Below are 18,197 nucleotides of genomic sequence, written 5' to 3'. Positions count from 1 at the left end.
CCCCCCCCCCCCCCCCCCCCCCCCCCCCCCCCCCCCCCCCCCCCCCCCCCCCCCGGGGGGGGGGGGGGCGGGGCCGCCCCCCCCCCCCCCCCCCCCCCGGGGGGGCGCCCCCTCGTCCGGAATCATCCGAGCGGCTGCGCGCTTCCCTACAAAGCCTCGACCTGAGGATAGAACTCGGTGTTCTCGCGCTGGATCCTCCGGTGCAGCGCCTTGAGCACCGAGTTGCAATCGCGCCGGAAACCCTCCGGGTCGCCTCCGACTGCGGACTCCGCGCCCCAGCGCTCGACGAAACGGCCGAACCCCTCGGCCAGTCCCTTCATTTCTTCCTGATACTCCCGCGCCAGGCGGGACACCTGAGCGTCCGCCCGTTTTTCCAGACGCGGATAGAGGATGTCGTTCTCGATCGACAGGTGCAGGGCGACCTTGGATTTCATCAATCGGATTTCGCGCGCGAGATCCGCAGCGTTCTCCGCAATGCCGGCCGTCGCCAGCCGGCGCATGCGGTGGATGATCTGCAGAATCTGGACGTGCTGATGCTTGAAACGTTCGATATCCATGAGGCACCTGTGCGTGTGAAATGGCGATCAAGGGTGTCGCCCCGCTCGTTCGACTGCGCGGATCGGACGAGCGGCACACTAGCATGGCGACTTTTTCGGGCACCGCATTTCCCGAGGCGCTCGTAATGTCTTTATGCTTTTTTCACACAGTGCCCGTCAGTTCCGTCCCCGACCGGGGCGCGCGGCGGTACGAATAGTGCATGAACACCAGCGACACGCAGACCGTCCCATAGAGCAGCATGAAGGCGCTGGAATAGACACCGGTGAGATCCAGCAACACACCGAACAGAATGGGCAGGATGAACCCGCCCAGGCCGCCCGCCAGGCCCACCACGCCGGACACGGCGCCGATATTGTCCGAATAGTCGTCGCTGATGAACTTGAAGACCGAGGCCTTGCCGATGGCCATCGCCACCCCGACCACGAACAGCAGAATCGTGAACACGGTCGAATTCAGGCCAATGTGCAGTGAAACCGGCCCCTGCAGCGTCTGGATCGTCATCTGCGTCTGCGGATAGGACAGCAGGAAGAAACAGACCCAGCAGACCCACATGACCCACCAGGTCACCGCATAGGCGCCGAAACGGTCGGAGAACCAGCCGCCCAGTGCGCGCAACACGCCGCCCGGCAGTGAGAACACCATGGCCAGGAACGCCGCCAGCGTCAGGTCGAAGCCGTATTCCGCGACATAATATTTGGTCATCCACAGGGCCAGGGCCACATAGCCGCCGAACACCACCGAGTAATACTGGCAATAGCGCCAGACGCGGGGATCCTTCAGCACGCCCAGTTGCTCGCGCAAGCTGGTGGACGCCACCCGATGCGCCGGATCCGAATGGCTGAACAGCCAGAACAGCACCGCAGTGCCCAGCATCAGGGCCGCGTAAACCCGGGGCAGCATCGTCCAGCCGAACGCCCCGATGATGAGCGGGGCCACGAACATGTTGAGCGCGGATCCGGAATTGCCGGCGCCGAACACCCCCATGGCGAATCCCCGGCGCTGCGGCGCGAACCAGCGCGCCACGTAAGGCGTGCCGACCGCGAACGTCCCGCCCGCCAGTCCCACGAACAGCGCCAGCACCAGGAACTGGGTGTAACTGGTCGCATAAGACATCAGATACAGCGACGGCACGCAGACCAGCAGCACCAGCGCGAACACCGGCCGGCCGCCAAAACGGTCCGTCAGCATGCCCAGCGGCACGCGCGACAGGGCGCCGGTCAACACCGGCGTGGCGATCAGCAGGCCGAACTGGGTTTCGTTCAGGCTCAGCTCCGTCTTGAGCGGCACGCCCAGGACCGAAAACATTGTCCAGATGGCGAAGCAGACCGTGAAGGCGAACGTACTGGAAAACAGTACGGACAGGGCCTGGCGCGAGACAGGCGCCGACCGTGGCGCGGCATTCGATGACATATCGATCTCCCTTTGCGGGGCGGACGCCCCTCCGGGTGATCATACCCATGTACGCCATGAGGTCATATGACCCAGGTCAGCACATAGGGAAAAGGCGGCCGGAAATCCACCGGCCGCCTTTTTGGCTCGCGCACTGCGGCGAAACGGCCGGCTCGCGGCAGTCCCACCATGCGACAGGCTTATTGCACCGTCAGCTTGACGTCCACATTGTTGCGCGTGGCGTTGGAATAGGGGCACACCACGTGCGCCTTCTGGACCAGGCCTTCGAGCGTGGCGCGATCCACGCCGGGGGCGGAGATCTTCAGTTCCACGGCGATGCCGAAACCGGTGGGAATGGGGCCGATCCCCACGGAACCGGACACCTCGGTCGCGTCGGGCAGCTTCACGCCGTCCTTGCCGGCGACCAGCTTCAGCGCGCCCAGGAAGCAGGCCGAATAGCCCGCCGCGAACAGTTGCTCGGGGTTGGTGCCGGGGCCGGCATCGCCCCCCAGTTCCTTGGGCACGGACAGCTTGATGTCCAGGCGGTCGTCCGAGGATTTGGCGGTGCCTTCGCGCCCGCCGGTGGCGGTGGCGTGGGCCGTGTAGAGAACGTTTTCGACTGTCATGCTTGGACTCCTTGTGGTGCGATTCCAGAAAGGCCGCCGGCACCACGATCGGCGGCCTTCCGTAAACGGGCCGGTCAGTCCGGCGCCGTGCGGTTTTCCAATGCGGCAGACGCGGCCAGCAGATGCGCGCGCAGTTCTTCCAGTTCGGCCTTCAGCACCCGGGCGTGGTCGGGCGAACAGCCTGTGGCGCACAGCACGCCCTTGGGGACGTCGCCGGCACGCAGCCGCAGATCGCGCCCGGCCGGGGTCAGCGTCACGCGCACCTGACGCTGGTCGTCGGCTGCGCGGTCGCGGCGCAGCAGCCCCATGGCCTGCAGCCGCTTGAGCAGCGGTGTCAGCGTGGCCGAATCCAGGTACAGGCGCTCGCCCAATGCCGTGACCGTCGGCCCGTCGGCCTCCCAGAGCACCAGCATCACCAGGTACTGCGGATAGGTCAGGCCCAGGCCGGCCAGGTGTTTCCGGTAGATCTTGCCCATCGCCAGTTGGGCCGAATACAGCGCGAAGCACAGCTGGGCGTCCAGCGTCAGGCCGGCGGGCTGCGGATCGGAGGGCGGAATGGCGATGCGGTTCATGGATCCATTTTATATAGTGTGCTATTTAATAGCAAGCGATTATTTAACTCGTGCCAGATCGACATACTCCCGGAGGCCTCGATCGGCCCGTTCGCGGAAAAGCGGCGATACACTGCCATCCATACACTGAAAAGGAAACCACCATGACGGATCGCGTCGACTGCGTCGTCATCGGCGCCGGCGTCGTCGGCCTGGCCGTGGCGCGCGCCTGCGCGCTGGCGGGGCTGGAGACCCTGGCGCTCGAAGCCGAATCCGCCATCGGCACCGCCACCAGCGCGCGCAACAGCGAGGTCATCCACGCCGGCCTCTATTACCCGCGCGGCTCGCTCAAGGCCCGGCTCTGCGTCCAGGGCCGCCAGGCCTTGTATGACTATTGCGCCTCCCACGGCGTCGCCCACCAGCGCCGCGGCAAACTCATCGTCGCCACCCGCGACGAACAGATCGGCGCCCTGGAACGCATCGGCGCGGCGGCGGCGGCCAACGGCGTGCACGACCTGCGGCGGCTGGACGCCGCCCAGGCGCGGGCGCGCGAACCCGCGCTGCGATGCGTCGCCGCGCTGGAATCGCCATCCACCGGCATCATCGACAGCCACGGTCTGATGCTCGCCCTGCTGGGCGACCTGGAATCCGCCGGCGGCCTGGTGGCCGTGCGGTCCCCCGTCCTGTCGGGCCGGATCCTGGCGGACGGCATCCTGCTGCGCGTCGGCGGCGACGAGCCCATGGAACTCATCGCCCGCCGCGTCGTCAACTGCGCCGGCCTGCACGCCCAGGCCGTGGCCGCCGCCCTCGACGGCCTGCCGCCCGACAGCATCCCCGCCGGCCGTTACGCCAAGGGCAACTACTATGCCCTGTCCGGCAAGGCGCCGTTTTCGCGCCTGATCTACCCCGTGCCGGAACCCGGCGGCCTGGGGGTGCACCTGACCCTGGACCTGGGCGGACAGGCCCGCTTCGGCCCCGACGTCGAATGGATCGACGCCATCGACTACACGGTAGACCCCGCCCGCGCCGACGGCTTCTACGCCGCCATCCGCCGCTACTGGCCCGACCTGCGCGACGGCGCCCTGCGCCCCGACTACGCCGGCATCCGCCCCAAGCTGGCCGTGCCCGCCGGCCAGGATGCCGACTTCCTCATCCAGGACGCGCGGACGCACGGCGTGCCCGGCCTGGTCAACCTGTACGGTATCGAATCCCCGGGCCTGACCGCCTGCCTGGCCATTGCCGACGAGGTCACGGCACGATTGGAAAATCGCTGAATCGCCCGTCGCCGACCGCCCGACGCGCTCAGCCGTTCCTTGGCGGGCGCGGACCGGAACGGCGCATGGCGCGGTGCATAATCATGGCATTGCCCTCAACCCTTACCCACAGGAACCCGATATGATCCGTGAAATGGCCCACATCACCGTGAAGCCCGGTACCCAGGCCGACTTCGAGACCGGCGTCCGCCAGGCGCTGCCGATCTTTCACCGCGCCCGGGGCTGCAAGCGCGTCGAACTCCATCACATCATCGAAAATCCGCAGCAATACGTGCTGATGGTGTACTGGGAAACGCTGGACGACCACATGGTCCACTTCCGCCAGTCGGAGGACTTCCAGGCCTGGCGCGGACTGGTCGGCGGGTATTTCGAGAAAGCACCGGAGGTGGTGCATTCGGAAGTGACGCTCGAGGCATAAGCGCCGCGGGCCGGACACCCCTTTCGTCGGAACCGTCCGAGTAAATCTATCGGGGCACCCGGGGTTTATCCGTTATCTCCGGTGTTCGACTCGCCCGCTGCCAGTTTTTTCACTACCTTGTCGAAGTCACTTTCAAACAGTCGATCCTGCACGATTCTGTACTTCTCAAATTCGCTTTCCGCATGCGTCTGGGCAAGTTTTGCAGAAACCTTGCCGCTGTTCTGTAGCACTTCTCGGTCGTCAAACTCTAGGAAGGCGTCCAGACGCTTGGACCAGTCTTCCATACTCATGGGGATCTTGCGGCGAGCACGATCCTCGGCCAATTCCAGGTAGGCGTTGACGATACGGCCCAATGAATCCAACTCGTCCTTGGTCAGGTAGTTCTTGGCCACGGCCACATCGGTTTTCAGAATCTTTCCTTCGGGCGCGTTCGCCCAGGAAGTCAGCCCCATATGTGACTTGCTGCTATCGGCCCGCTTACGGATCAACTCTGCAGCGGTATGGCCGTGGATGGCGTAGTGCAGTTTGTTCTGTACTTTGGCGAAGAAGGCCTTGGTGGTCGGTGCGTCCTTGTTGTAGTCCACGCTGGTGGCGTAGATGTCAGTGATCTTCTGGTAGAAGCGTCGCTCGCTGAGGCGGATCTCGCGGATTTCCGCCAGCAGCCGCTCGAAGTAGTCCTCGCCCAGGAAGCTACCGTTTTCCATGCGCTGACGATCCAGCACGTAGCCCTTGATGGCGAACTCACGCAGGACGCCGGTCGCCCACTGGCGGAACTGCGTTGCGCGTAGGGAGTTGACCCGGTAGCCGACGGAAATGATGGCGTCGAGGTTGTAGAAGTCCACTGCCCGGGACACCTCCCGCTGACCCTCCTGCTGAACTATCCGGAATTTCCGGATAGTTGCCTCAGGTGCGAGCTCATGACTGGCAAAAATGTTCTTCAAGTGCTCGCTGACCGTGCGCACATCCACCCCGAACAGTTCAGCCATCAGCTTCTGCGATAGCCACAGGGTTTCGTCCTCGTAGCGGGCCTCGATGCTCTGTTCGCCGGCCTGGCCAGTGAAGATCAGAAACTCGGCTGTGCTGTTGCGGATCAATTTTTTGCCATTCATACCAAGTATCTCCACGTGGTCCATACGTCGACCAGGCACGCAACTGCGATTCCCTTGGCTTTAACGCCAGTGCGATCATGCTGGCCGGTTAAACATGCCCGCCAACTCCTTTGAATTTTTCGACGAACGCGACGATCTCCTGGAAGACGCCGCGCTTTTTTGTCAGGGGCTCCGCTCACTTCCCGATGCAAAACCGGGAAAAAATCTCTCCCAGCAGATCATCGCTGGTGAATTCACCCGTGATCCCGCACAGCGCCTCGTGCGCCAGGCGCAGTTCCTCGGCGAACAGGTCCAGCACCTGATCGCTGTGCGCGGCATGCCCGGCGGCGGCCCGCAGATGTCCGCGCGCCGCCTCCAGCGCACGCACGTGCCGCTCGCGCGCCAGCCAGGGGGACTCTGTCCCCGGCGTCCAGCCGGCAATGGCCAGCAGCCGGGCGCGCAAGGCGTCCAGTCCGGCCCCGGTGTGAGCGGAAATCAGCAGGGGGGCATCGTCCGCAGCGCCCGACAGGCCATGGCCCTCCCCCTCGCCGCCCGCATGCCGCCCGGATTCACCTGGCGCACAATGATCCGCAGAAACCGTGCCGCGCCCCAGCAGATCGGCCTTGTTCCATACCCGCAGCACCGGCACGCCCGCCGGCAGGCGCCGCACGATCTCCGCGTCCAGCGGATCGTCGGGATGGCGGGCGTCCTGCAGGTGCAGGATCACCTGGGCGCGGGCGATTTCCGCCCAACTGCGCTCGATGCCGATGCGCTCGACCGTGTCCTCGGTCTCGCGCAGGCCGGCCGTATCCACGATGTGCAGGGGAATGCCGTCGATGTGGATCTGCTGCACCACGCGGTCGCGCGTGGTGCCGGCGATCGGGGTGACGATGGCCACGTCCTCGCCCGCCAGCGCGTTCAGCAGGCTGGACTTGCCCACGTTGGGCTGGCCCGCCAGCACCACATGCAGCCCCTCGCGCAGCACCAGCCCCTGGCGGGCGGTACGCAGGACGCCGTCCAGCGCGGCCGTCACGGCCTCCAGCCGCGCAGCGGCCTGGTACTTTTCCAGGAAGTCGATTTCCTCCTCGGGGAAATCCAGGGTCGCCTCGACCAGCATGCGCAACTGCACGACACGCTCGCTCAAGGCGTCGATCTCGGCGGAAAACGCGCCCGACAGGGACGCCATGGCGCTGCGCGCCGCCGCCGTGGAGCTGGCCTCGATCAGGTCGGCCACGGCCTCGGCCTGGGCCAGGTCCAGCCGGTCGTTCAGGAAGGCGCGCCGGGTGAATTCGCCCGGTTCCGCCAGGCGCAAGCCGATGTCCGCCCCCCGCGCCAGACAGTCATCCAGTACGCGCCGCAGCACCGCGGGGCCGCCGTGGCCCTGCAGTTCCAGCACGTCCTCGCCGGTGTAGGAATGCGGACCGGGAAAGAACAGTGCCAGCCCTTCGTCCAGGGTCTCGCCGTGGCGGTCGCGAAACGGCAGATAGTGGGCATGCCGGGGGCGCAGCGTCAGCGCGCACAGCGCATCGGCCCAGGCTTTCAGGTCGGGGCCGGAAACCCGGATCACGCCGATCCCGCCCCGGCCGGGGGCCGTGGCGATGGCGATGATAGGGTCGGTGGAAAAGGCGCTCATGTGGGTCCCCTTGGTGCAGCCTGCATCATAGACACAAACTTGGGACGGTATCGCCCGGGAGGCGCGGGACATCGGACCGCCCGGGCGCACGGTCGGCCGGTGCCGAGGGCTGACGAAGGGAGCACGGGGGAAGTCGGCGGGGGTGTCTGAGGCCGAAGGCCGAGTTCGCCCGCCGCCCGTGCGGACGAGGCAGACTCGGGAAGTCCGGCCTACGGCCGGACCACCGGCTGGGGCGCCCGGGCGGTCCGATGTCCCGCGCCTCCCGCAGCTCCCGGCATCAGCTCGACGCCGCGGCCGCCTTCTCCCGGTCCAGCCGCACCATGATGATGCGCTGCTGGATGATGGACACGATGTTGTTCACGCACCAGTACAGCACCAGGCCGGCCGGGAACATGAACATCATCCCGCCGAACACCAGCGGCATGATCATCATGATCTTGGCCTGGGTCGGATCGGGCGGCGTCGGGTTCAGCTTGATCTGCAGGAACATCGTCGCCATCATGATCGCCGGCAGGATGAACCAGGGATCGCGCACCGACAGGTCGTGGACCCACAGGATCCAGGGCGCGCCGCGCATCTCCACGCTGCCCAGCAGCACCCAGTACAGCGCGATGAACACGGGGATCTGCACCACCATCGGCAGGCAGCCGCCCAGCGGATTGATCTTCTCGGTGCGGTACATCTCCATCATGGCGGCGTTCAGCTTGGCCTTGTCGTCGCCGAATTTTTCCTTCAGATGCTGCATGCGCGGAGCGACCAGCTTCATCTTCGCCATCGAGCGGTAGCTGGCGGCCGACAGCGGATAGAACACGGCCTTGATCAGCAGCGTCAGCACCACGATGGTCCAGCCCCAGTTGCCCAGCAGGCCGTGCAGCCAGGTCATGAAATGGAACATGGGCTTGGCGATGATGGTCACCCAGCCGTAGTCCACCACCAGTTCCAGGCCCGGCGCGACCGCGCTCATGGCCTTCTGGTCCTGCGGACCGACCCACAGGTTGGACTCGACCGAGCGCTGGGCGCCCGGGGCGATGGTGCCGACCTGCTCGATGGTGCGGATGGCGTACAGGTTGTCGGCCAGGCGCAGCGCCTGATTGGTGCGCACCGTGCCCTGCGGGGGCACCCAGGCGCTGGCGAAATAGTGCTGCACGATACCGATCCAGCCGTTGTCGGCCTGGTGGATATAGCTGCCCTTGCCCTTGGCGATCTCGTCGAACTTCACCTTCTGGAATTTTTCTTGCGACGAATACACCGCCGCGCCCGTGAAGGTGCTGTAGAAGCCCGACGTGTTCGGGGGATCGTTGCCATCGCGCGTCAGTTGCAGATACAGCGAAGGATCGATCGGCTGGTCGCCCAGGTTGAGGATGTCGTGGCGCACACGGATGTCATAGCCGTCGCGCGGCACGATGAAGGTCTTGACCACCTTGACCTGGCCGGCCGTGGCCTCGAAGGCGATCTCCACGGTGTCGCCCTTGACGATGGGTTCCGGCGTCACCAGCGAGAACGGGGTCAGATGGGTCGGGTAGCCGCTGCCCTGCGGAGCGCCGACCACACCGGTCTGTGCGACGTAGAAGTCGCCCGGCTGATCGTTCAACAGGTACATCGGGTCGCCGTCGCCCTTCAGGGACTTGTAGTGCAGCAGCTCGGCCTGCACCAGTTGGGCGCCGGTGGTGTCGAAGGTCAGATCGTAGACCTCGGTCTTGAGGTGGACCTTGCGCCCCTGGGGTTCGGCGGACGAGCCCGGCACCGTCGCGGGCGCACCGGGCTGGCTTGCGGCTGCGGTCGTCGGCACGCCGGCGGACTGGCCGTCGGCGGATTTCGCGGTCTTGGACTGCTCGGCGGCGGGCGGCGTCAGGGAGAACAGCGACGGCTGGCCCTGATAGACCTGCCAGTTGTTCCACAACAGCAGCAGCGAAAAAGAGAAGATCATCCAGAGGATGGTGCGTCGAATGTCCATTGGCGCCTGTTTTTCTCGTATAGGGTACGGGGCAAAAGCCCACCAGTTTAACGTAGCAATCCTGACGATGGCCCTAAGGCCACCCAAGCCGGGATCACGGGCGATCCGCGCCGCGCGCGGGCGGGACCGGATCGTGGCCGCCCTGGCACCAGGGATGACAGCGGGCGATACGCCGCGTGCCCAGCCACAGCCCTCGTGCCACACCGTGGGTCTCGATGGCCTCGATCGTGTAGGCCGAACACGTCGGCGTGAAGCGGCATTGCTGGCCCACCCAGGGGCTGAGGAAATAACGGTAGAAGCGGATCGGGGCGATGAACAGCGCGCGCATCATGATGCGATCCGCGTCAGCAAGGCGTCGGCCTCGGCCCGGACCTGACGTTTCAGGGCGGTCAGGCTCAGGGCGGGCGGGCGGTTCACCAGGCGAAACACCAGATCCCCATCGGGCAGCGCGCCCCGGCGCAGACGGAAAGCCTCGCGCAGCACCCGCTTGATGGCGTTGCGGGTCACCGCCAGGGGAGCGTGCCGTTTCGGCACCACCAGACCCAGCCGGGCCGGACCTTCGGCCGGGCCGCGCGGGCCGGACACCACGAACAAAGCCCCTCGAGCGATACGCCGCCCTTTCAGGGCAGCCGCGTATTCCGAGGGGCGATGCAGCCGGGCCGCCGGAGGAAAAGCGGTTGGCATGGCGATCGTTCCAGGGCCGCGCGGGTCGGCGGACCCCGAAAGGAAAATCAGACGGCCAGGCGCTTGCGGCCCTTGGCGCGGCGGGCGCTCAGGACGGCGCGGCCGGCACGGGTCTTCATGCGCACGCGAAACCCATGGGTGCGCTTGCGACGGGTAACGGAAGGCTGGAAAGTGCGTTTCATGGTGGATCCAAAAGAGCTCGGGGGCAAATGGTCCGGGGCAATCCCCGGGACGGGATCCCGGCATCACATCCGGGACAAAGCCGACAGGCACAATTTGCCCACGGCATCGAAAAGCCCATTATTTCATCAAATTTTAGAAGGTGTGTCAATCACTTGGCGATGCCCGCGCCAAGCCGGGAGGGTCGCGCCCCGGCAGGGCTGTGGATAACTTCGGGCGGGAAAGGGTAGAATCGAGGTTTGGCAAGATGACCCCTATGAATGAATTCTGGCAGGCCTGCGTCCAGAGACTGGAACAGGAACTTCCCCCGCAACAGATCAACGCCTGGATCCGGCCCCTGGTGCCCCTGGACTACGACGAGGAACTCGCGGTCCTGAGAATCGGCGCGCCCAACCGCTTCAAGCTAGACTGGGTACGCAAGAACTTCTCCACCCGCCTGGAATCGATGGCCTCCGACTGGTATTCCCAGGCGGTGCAGGTCCATTTCGAATTGTCGGCCTCCCCCGGGCGCGCGGACGCCCCGGCCGCCGTCGCGCGGCCCGCCCCGGCGCCGCCCGCTCCGGCCCGGTCCGCGGACGCCGGCGCCGCCGTAGCCGCGCCGGCCGTGATCCCGTCCCCCCAGCCGGCCCCCGTCCAGGCCGCCACCGACGAGTCCATCCAGGATCACTCCCGCCTGAACCGGGACCTGACCTTCGACAACTTCGTCATCGGTAAAGCCAATCAACTGGCCCGCGCCGCGGCCATGCAGGTCGCCGAAAATCCCGGCGTATCCTACAACCCGCTGTTCCTGTACGGCGGCGTCGGCCTGGGCAAGACCCACCTGATCCACGCCATCGGCAACGCCCTGCTGGCCAGCGGCGCCAGCACGCGGGTGCGCTACGTCCATGCGGACCAGTACATCTCCGACGTGGTCAAGGCCTACCACCGGCGCGCCTTCGACGACTTCAAGCGCTACTACCATTCGCTGGACCTGCTGCTGATCGACGACATCCAGTTCTTCGCCGGCAAGAACCGCACCCAGGAAGAATTCTTCTACGCCTTCGAGGCCATGGTGGCCCAGCGCAAGCAGATCATCATCACCTCGGACACCTACCCCAAGGAACTGTCGAACATCGACAACCGCCTGATCTCGCGCTTCGACTGGGGCCTGACCGTGGCGATCGAGCCGCCCGAACTGGAAATGCGCGTGGCCATCCTGCTGCGCAAGGCCCAGGCCGAACGCATCGTCATGCCCGAAGAGGTCGCCTTCTTCATCGCCAAGCACCTGCGCAGCAACGTGCGCGAACTCGAAGGCGCCCTGCGCAAAGTATCGGCCTACGCCAATTTCCATGGCCGCGACGTGCTGACCGTCGAAGTCTGCAAGGAAGCCCTGAAAGACCTGCTGTCGGTCTCCAACAGCCAGATCACGGTGGAGAACATCCAGAAGACCGTGGCCGATTTCTATAAAATCAAGGTCGCCGACATGTACTCCAAGCGTCGGCCCGCGAATATCGCCTTGCCCCGGCAGATCGCCATGTACCTGGCCAAGGAACTCACCCAGAAGAGCCTGCCGGAAATCGGCGACCTGTTCGGCGGACGCGACCACACCACCGTGCTGCACGCGGTGCGCAAGATCACCGACCTGCGCGCCAAGCAGACCGAGCTGAACCACGCACTCCACGTACTCGAGCAAACTCTCAAAGGATAAGAAGATGCAACTCATTCAAGCGACCCGCGATGCCGTGCTCAAGCCCCTGACGATGGTGGTGGGGATCGTCGAGCGGCGCAACACGCTGCCGATCCTCGCCAACGTGCTGATCCGCAAACAGGGCGACCGGCTCGAGTTCCTGGCCAACGACCTGGAAGTCCAGATCACCACCCGCGCGGACTTCGGCGTGGGCGACGAGGCCCAGTCCACCACCGTGGCCGCCCGGAAACTGCTCGACATCCTGCGCGCCCTGCCCGAATCGGGCGACGTGCGGCTGTCCCTGGACGAGGCCAAACTCACCGTCCAGGCCGGCCGCAGCCGCTTCGCCCTGCAGACCCTGGACGCGGCCGACTACCCCACGGTCACCCAGGCCGAACAGTGGTCCGCCTCCTTCTCCATGTCCCAGAAAGCCCTGAAGAACCTGTTCAACCAGGTGCACTTCGCCATGGCCCAGCAGGACATCCGCTACTACCTGAACGGCCTGCTGCTGGTGCTCGAACCCGGCCGCGTGCGGGCCGTGGCCACCGACGGCCACCGGCTGGCCCACAGCGGCGCCGCCGTCGAGGGCCAGGCCGCCACGCTGGACGTGATCATCCCGCGCAAGACCATCCACGAAATGCAGCGCCTGCTGTCCGACGATGATCAGGCCGCCGTGCAGATCGACGTCGCCGCCGGCCAGATCCGGTTCCGCTTCGACGACATCGAGGTCGTCTCCAAGCTGGTCGAGGGCAAGTTCCCCGACTACCGCCGCGTCATCCCCACCGGCTATACCCGGCACTTCGACATCGCCCGCGACATCCTCCAGGCGGCCCTGCAACGGACCGCCATCCTGACCACGGACAAGCTCAAGGGCGTGCGCCTGCAGTTGGGCGACAACCTGCTGCGCCTGTCCTCGTCCAACGCCGAACAGGAAGAGGCCCGCGAAGAACTCGAGGTCGACTACGCCCTGGAACCGCTGGACGTCGCCTTCAACGTCAGCTACCTGCTCGACGTGCTGTCCAGCATCAAGACCGATGCCGTGCGCTGGTCCGTCCAGCCCGACGCCAACGCCTCCGTGCTGATCACGCTGCCCAACGACGAGGAATTCAAATACGTCGTCATGCCGATGCGCATCTGAGCGGTCCCCCGAAAACCGCTCCGCCGACGGATTCAACCACAGGATTTTCATGTCAGACTCCACCACCCAGAACACCGCGTCCGCCGGCTACGGCGCCGATTCGATCAAGATGCTCAAGGGCCTGGAGGCCGTGCGCAAACGGCCGGGCATGTACATCGGCGACACCTCCGACGGCACCGGCCTGCACCACATGGTCTTCGAGGTGGTGGACAACGCCATCGACGAGGCGCTGGCGGGCTACTGCGACGACATCGTCGTCACGATCCACGCCGACAACAGCATCTCGGTCACGGACAACGGCCGCGGCATCCCCACCGCCATCCACAAGGACGACGAACAGCACCGCAGCGCGGCGGAAATCGTCATGACCGAGCTGCACGCCGGCGGCAAATTCGACCAGAATTCCTACAAGGTCTCCGGCGGCCTGCACGGCGTGGGCGTGTCCTGCGTCAACGCCCTGTCCGAATGGCTGCGCCTGACGATCTGGCGCAACGGCGAAGAGCACAACATGGAATTCCGGCGCGGCGAACGGGTCGCGCCGCTGGCCGTCACCGGCCCGGCCGACCGGACCGGCACCCGGGTCCAGTACCTGGCCGACGCCGAGATCTTCACCAACATCGACTACACCTACGAAATCCTGGCGCGCCGCCTGCGCGAACTGTCCTTCCTGAACAACGGCGTGAAGATCCGCCTGGTGGACGAACGCACCGGCCAGGACGAGAACCTGGCCTTCCTGGGTGGCGTCAAAGGCTTCGTCCAGTACATCAATCGCGCCAAGACCGTCCTGCACGACAACGTCTTCGCCGTGACGACCGAATCCGAGGCCGGCGGCGTGCGCGTGGGCGTCGAGGTCGCCATGCAGTGGAACGACAGCTACGCCGAGACCGTGCTGTGCTTCACCAACAACATCCCGCAGCGCGACGGCGGCACCCACCTGACCGGCCTGCGCGCCGCCATGACCCGGGTGCTGAACAAGTACATCGCCGACAACGAACTGGCCAAGAAGGCCAAGGTCGACACCACCGGCGACGACATGCGCGAAGGCCTGGCCTGCGTGCTGTCGGTCAAGGTGCCCGAACCCAAGTTCAGCAGCCAGACCAAGGACAAGCTCGTCTCCAGCGAAGTCCGCCCCGCGGTCGAGGAAGCCGTCGGCCGGACCCTGGAAACCTGGCTGCTCGAAAACCCCAACGACGCCCGCGCGCTGTGCTCCAAGATCGTCGAGGCCGCCCGCGCCCGCGAGGCCGCGCGCAAAGCGCGCGAAATGACCCGCCGCAAGAGCGTCCTGGAAGGCGCCGGCCTGCCCGGCAAGCTGGCCGACTGCCAGGAAAAGGACCCCGCCCTGTGCGAGCTCTACATCGTCGAGGGCGACTCGGCGGGCGGTTCCGCCAAGCAAGGCCGCGACCGCAAGTTCCAGGCCATCCTGCCGCTGCGCGGCAAGGTCCTGAATGTCGAAAAGGCGCGCTTCGACCGGCTGCTTTCCAGCGAACAGATCACCACCCTGATCACCGCCCTGGGCACCAGCATCGGACCGGACTTCAACATCGACAAGCTGCGCTATCACCGCATCATCATCATGACCGACGCGGACGTCGACGGCGCCCACATCCGCACCCTGCTGCTGACCCTGCTCTACCGCCAGATGCCGGCGCTGATCGAGCGCGGCTACGTCTACATCGCCCAGCCGCCGCTCTACAAGGTCAAGGTCGGGCGCGAGGAACGCTATCTGAAGGACGACGCCGAGGAAGCCCAGTTCATGCTGCAACTGGCGCTCAAGGACACGGAGCTCACGCCCGCCGCCGGCGCCACGCCGATCTCGGGCGACGCCCTGATGAACCTGGCACGCCAGTACGTCACCGCCGATTCGGTCATCGCCCGCCTGTCGCGCACGCTGGACGCCGAGGCCCTGTCGGCCATGGCAGAGGGCGTTCAGCTCAGCCTGGTGGACGAGGCCGCCGCCCGCGCCAGCGCCGCCGCGCTGGAACAGGCCCTGCGCGATCCGGCCAATCCCCACGGCGTCCACGTGGAAGCCCAATTCGACGACATCGAGGAAGCCTGGCGCCTGGCGGTCATCCGCCCGCACTTCGGCAATATGCGCGTCAGCGTGTTCGACCGCCATTTCGTGCGCGGCGGCGACCACGCCATCCTGGCCCGCACGGCCAAGACCTTCCTGGGCCTTATGGGCGAAGGCGCCGTCGTGCGCCGGGGCACCGGCGACAAGCTCAAGGAAAAGCCCGTCTCAGACTTCCGCGAGGTCATGCAATGGCTGCGCGCCGAGGCCGAACGCGGCATCAGCAAGCAGCGCTACAAGGGCCTGGGGGAAATGAACCCGGCACAGCTCTGGGAAACCACCATGGATCCGACCGTGCGACGCCTGCTGCGCGTGCAGATCGAGGACGCCATCGCCGCCGACGAGATCTTCGTCACCCTGATGGGCGACAACGTCGAACCGCGCCGCGCCTTCATCGAAACCCATGCCCTGCAGGCGGGGAACATCGACGTTTGAGATGTGTTGGATTTCGGAAAAGATGGCCAGGTTTTACGGAAAAGTTGGCCATCCGCCGTGCTGTGAAAAAAGGCTGCTTAACTAGCGGCCTTTTTTCGGTTGAAACGGTGCGTGAACGCTGAAGCGCATGGGCCGATTCACCCCTTGGTAGCTGTCAAGCTACCACTCTTCATAGTTCAGGCAATCGAACGAACGACGCCTCCATCGACTCGCAGTGCGGCTCCAGTGGTCGCAGAAGCCTGTTCTGAGCAGGCATATACCACCATGTTCGCGACCTCTTCAGTTGTAGCGAATCGGTTGATCAGCGTCGTGGGACGTGCAGTTCTCAGAAACTGTTGCTCGGCCTGCTCCCGTGTGATGCCCCGCTCTTGCGCAGTCGATTCCATCCAATTGGATAGAATCTCGGACCTCGTCGGTCCGGGCAATACGGCATTGACGGTGACACCCGTTCCGGCAACGAGTTCCGCCAGTCCGCGTGAGACAGCGAGAATCGCGGTCTTGGTAACGCCGTAGTCGATCATTTCCTTCGGGATGTTCAGCCCGGATTCGCTGCTGACGAACACCACCCGTCCCCAGCCGCGCGCCATCATCTTCGGCAGATAATGGCGCGCGGTGCGCACCCCGCTCATGACGTTAAGCTGGAACAAATCCAGCCATTCACCGTCGTCCTGCCCGAAAAAATCGTTCGGGTGTGCAGTACCGGCATTATTGACGAGGATATCCGCATCCGGCGTCTGGCCGAACAACACGGCACATCCTTCTGCAGTGGCGACATCCGCCGCCACGCCAGTCAATTCGGCATCCGGCAACAGGGCGCGTATCTCGCGCAATGCGGTGTCGACCCGCTTCTGTGTGCGCCCGTTGACGACAACCGCCGCGCCCGCACGCGCCATCTCTTCGGCGATTGCACGGCCAATGCCTGCAGTGGAACCGGTCACGATCGCCTTGCGGCCCTTGAGTTCGATATGCATAAAATCTCTCTCCGTTCGATGAATGGTCAGCCCTCCGGCTTTGCCACCTCGGCTTCGGATGCTGCAAGCCACGTCAGGGGTGCGGAGTCGTTTGTCGATAGTGGGCCCATACAGGTTCGATCGGGTAATCACGGTCTTGCCATAATGGCCTCACATCGCTCACGACTCCTTCGTGAACAGATCCTGGAAGATCAGAGGCCCCCAGGCCCCGTCCCGCGCATGCACAAGCGCGCCACCCTCGGCAAGCGCCCCAAGATTGACGGGTGAGAAACCAAGCTGCCCGGCAAGAGCGGCCACCGGCGCTACTGTGCCGCCATCGTCGCTTGCCAGGAATACAACTCGCCTGCCACCGTGCACGGCCGGGTCCTGGGCAAGGACGGCGGCGGCCAAATGGTTGAAGCCTTTCACCAGACCGGCTCCGGTGAACGCCTTCGCGACGACTGCAGAGGATGGGAGACCGTCCAGTTCCTCAAGCGGGGCCAACGTGTTCATCGCGTCGATGATGGTCTTCCCCTTCCAGTTGGGCAGCATCTTCGCGACCTCCGGGTGCGACTCGAAACGGACAGCCAGAAAGATGACGTCGGCCTTGACGGCCTCCGCCAGGGTTTTGGGAATGATCGTGGGCCCAACTGCGGCCGCATCGGATGCGAAGCTTGTCGGGTCGCGCGTGGTGGCAACGGACACCTCGATGCCATTGCGGGCAAACGCTTTGGCAAGCGCATGGCCAATCTTGCCAAAGCCGATAATCGCGTAACTCATATATTCTCCTTGGGTTCTTGGGCGAGATCAGAGCTTGTAGCCACCGCTCGCCTCAATCGTCTGGCCGGTCACCCAGTGGCCTTCATCGGAAGCCAGGAACGCCACGACAGTGGCGATTTCCGAAGGCTCGCCAAAGCGTCCCAGCGCGATTTCGGCCTCGACCGCCTTCACGAGTTCTGGATTTTCTCGGAAGGCGGCATTCGCGTCCGTTCGCGTATAGCCCGGCGCAACGGCGTTCGCGGTAATTCCGCGCGGCCCCAGCTCAGACGCGAGCGCATGCGTCAGGGTGTTGATGGCCGCCTTGGCCATCGAATAGACAGGCGCGGCTGTCACGGGTTTCGTGGCGGCGGCGGAAGAGATGTTGATGATGCGTCCACCATCGGCGAGACGATCCAGCGCGGCCTGGACGATGAAGAAGGGCGCCCGGGCGTAGACCGCCATCAGAGTGTCCCAACTGTCCGGCGTCGCATCTTTAAAGCCAACCCAGCCGGAATTGCCAGCGTTGTTGACCAGAATGTCGAGGGTTTTGCTTCCGTTCCGATTGGTGAACTCATCGTCGAGCCTTGAGAACAGGGTCGGGACGGTCGCCGGGTCAACGAGGTCTGCCTGGAGCGCGAACGCAATGCCTCCTGCTTTCTCGATGGCCGCGACCGCGTCGTCTGCGCCAGACTTGCTGGCGTTGTAGGTCAACGCGACCGTCGCGCCATCCTTTGCAAGACGTTCGGCAATGGCACGGCCAATGCCTCGCGATGCTCCGGTAACGAGAGCCGTTTTTCCTGTGAGGGAGTGTTCCATGTGATTTTCC

Annotated in this window: 18 protein-coding genes; 5 read left to right on the top strand and 13 right to left on the bottom strand. The window is 65.2% G+C overall.

All coding sequences use genetic code 11. The features are described 5' to 3' along the window. Nucleotides 1-146: 146 nt before the first annotated feature. The 4 genes from O4H32_RS01955 to O4H32_RS01940 form a co-directional block, all read right to left on the bottom strand. Nucleotides 147-557: a hemerythrin domain-containing protein gene (locus tag O4H32_RS01955; protein WP_269356179.1), complete on the bottom strand. Its 411-nt coding sequence runs from the start codon at nt 555-557 to the stop codon at nt 147-149. A 142-nt stretch (nt 558-699) separates the two neighbouring features. Continuing rightward, a complete protein-coding gene (locus tag O4H32_RS01950) occupies nt 700-1,968 on the bottom strand; it encodes an MFS transporter (RefSeq protein WP_269356177.1) in 1,269 nt (422 codons plus the stop codon). Between the two features lie 179 nt (nt 1,969-2,147). Next, nucleotides 2,148-2,573, bottom strand: a complete 426-nt coding sequence (locus tag O4H32_RS01945) for an organic hydroperoxide resistance protein (RefSeq protein ID WP_269356175.1) — start codon at nt 2,571-2,573, stop codon at nt 2,148-2,150. Nucleotides 2,574-2,647: 74 nt separating this feature from the next. Then, nucleotides 2,648-3,145: a MarR family winged helix-turn-helix transcriptional regulator gene (locus tag O4H32_RS01940; protein ID WP_269356173.1), complete on the bottom strand. Its 498-nt coding sequence runs from the start codon at nt 3,143-3,145 to the stop codon at nt 2,648-2,650. 143 nt (nt 3,146-3,288) lie between these two features. Between O4H32_RS01940 and O4H32_RS01935 the strand changes: the two genes are divergently transcribed. Together O4H32_RS01935 and O4H32_RS01930 are read left to right on the top strand one after the other, a co-directional pair. Beyond that, nucleotides 3,289-4,398 carry an NAD(P)/FAD-dependent oxidoreductase gene (locus O4H32_RS01935; RefSeq protein WP_269356171.1) on the top strand — a complete coding sequence of 370 codons (1,110 nt, stop codon included), beginning with the start codon at nt 3,289-3,291 and terminating at the stop codon, nt 4,396-4,398. A 121-nt stretch (nt 4,399-4,519) separates the two neighbouring features. After that, nucleotides 4,520-4,816: an antibiotic biosynthesis monooxygenase family protein gene (locus O4H32_RS01930; protein ID WP_269356169.1), complete on the top strand. Its 297-nt coding sequence runs from the start codon at nt 4,520-4,522 to the stop codon at nt 4,814-4,816. 65 nt (nt 4,817-4,881) lie between these two features. On the opposite strand, the gene O4H32_RS01925 is transcribed toward O4H32_RS01930, so the two are convergent. The 6 genes from O4H32_RS01925 to rpmH form a co-directional block, all read right to left on the bottom strand. Continuing rightward, the gene (locus O4H32_RS01925) at nt 4,882-5,925 is read right to left on the bottom strand and encodes a virulence RhuM family protein (RefSeq protein ID WP_269356168.1); all 1,044 of its coding nucleotides are present in this window, start codon (nt 5,923-5,925) and stop codon (nt 4,882-4,884) included. A 175-nt stretch (nt 5,926-6,100) separates the two neighbouring features. Continuing rightward, nucleotides 6,101-7,537 (bottom strand): tRNA uridine-5-carboxymethylaminomethyl(34) synthesis GTPase MnmE, encoded by a 1,437-nt coding sequence (mnmE, locus tag O4H32_RS01920; RefSeq protein ID WP_269356166.1) that lies wholly within the window; start codon nt 7,535-7,537, stop codon nt 6,101-6,103. Between the two features lie 277 nt (nt 7,538-7,814). Continuing rightward, nucleotides 7,815-9,491, bottom strand: a complete 1,677-nt coding sequence (yidC, locus tag O4H32_RS01915; protein WP_269356164.1) for a membrane protein insertase YidC — start codon at nt 9,489-9,491, stop codon at nt 7,815-7,817. A gap of 94 nt (nt 9,492-9,585) precedes the next feature. After that, nucleotides 9,586-9,822, bottom strand: coding sequence for a membrane protein insertion efficiency factor YidD (yidD, locus tag O4H32_RS01910; RefSeq protein ID WP_269356163.1), 237 nt, complete (start codon nt 9,820-9,822; stop codon nt 9,586-9,588). After that, entirely contained in the window at nt 9,819-10,175 is a 357-nt protein-coding gene (locus O4H32_RS01905; RefSeq protein ID WP_269356162.1) for a ribonuclease P protein component, read from the bottom strand. The genes yidD and O4H32_RS01905 overlap by 4 nt, the downstream gene beginning before the upstream one ends. A gap of 47 nt (nt 10,176-10,222) precedes the next feature. After that, a complete protein-coding gene (gene rpmH / locus O4H32_RS01900) occupies nt 10,223-10,357 on the bottom strand; it encodes a 50S ribosomal protein L34 (RefSeq protein WP_043679136.1) in 135 nt (44 codons plus the stop codon). A 254-nt stretch (nt 10,358-10,611) separates the two neighbouring features. Between rpmH and dnaA the strand changes: the two genes are divergently transcribed. From dnaA to gyrB, 3 genes are read left to right on the top strand one after another with little or no spacing between them, the layout of a single operon-like run. Next, nucleotides 10,612-12,042, top strand: coding sequence for a chromosomal replication initiator protein DnaA (dnaA, locus tag O4H32_RS01895; RefSeq protein ID WP_269356159.1), 1,431 nt, complete (start codon nt 10,612-10,614; stop codon nt 12,040-12,042). A 4-nt stretch (nt 12,043-12,046) separates the two neighbouring features. Next, nucleotides 12,047-13,159 carry a DNA polymerase III subunit beta gene (gene dnaN, locus O4H32_RS01890; protein ID WP_269356157.1) on the top strand — a complete coding sequence of 371 codons (1,113 nt, stop codon included), beginning with the start codon at nt 12,047-12,049 and terminating at the stop codon, nt 13,157-13,159. Nucleotides 13,160-13,208: 49 nt separating this feature from the next. After that, nucleotides 13,209-15,662, top strand: a complete 2,454-nt coding sequence (gyrB, locus tag O4H32_RS01885; protein ID WP_269356154.1) for a DNA topoisomerase (ATP-hydrolyzing) subunit B — start codon at nt 13,209-13,211, stop codon at nt 15,660-15,662. A 176-nt stretch (nt 15,663-15,838) separates the two neighbouring features. Here gyrB and O4H32_RS01880 read toward each other — a convergent pair whose 3' ends face one another. From O4H32_RS01880 to O4H32_RS01870, 3 genes are all read right to left on the bottom strand, one after another. Then, nucleotides 15,839-16,633 (bottom strand): SDR family NAD(P)-dependent oxidoreductase, encoded by a 795-nt coding sequence (locus O4H32_RS01880; RefSeq protein ID WP_269356152.1) that lies wholly within the window; start codon nt 16,631-16,633, stop codon nt 15,839-15,841. 159 nt (nt 16,634-16,792) lie between these two features. Then, nucleotides 16,793-17,392 carry an NADPH-dependent F420 reductase gene (locus O4H32_RS01875; RefSeq protein WP_269356150.1) on the bottom strand — a complete coding sequence of 200 codons (600 nt, stop codon included), beginning with the start codon at nt 17,390-17,392 and terminating at the stop codon, nt 16,793-16,795. A 27-nt stretch (nt 17,393-17,419) separates the two neighbouring features. After that, the gene (locus O4H32_RS01870) at nt 17,420-18,187 is read right to left on the bottom strand and encodes an SDR family NAD(P)-dependent oxidoreductase (RefSeq protein WP_269356149.1); all 768 of its coding nucleotides are present in this window, start codon (nt 18,185-18,187) and stop codon (nt 17,420-17,422) included. Between the last annotated feature and the right edge of the window lie 10 nt (nt 18,188-18,197).

Source organism: Castellaniella denitrificans (assembly GCF_027214045.1).
GTDB lineage: Bacteria > Pseudomonadota > Gammaproteobacteria > Burkholderiales > Burkholderiaceae_B > Castellaniella > Castellaniella denitrificans_A.
The sequence above is the reverse complement of the archived record's forward strand: the minus strand, read 5'-3'. Positions and strand labels throughout refer to the sequence as shown.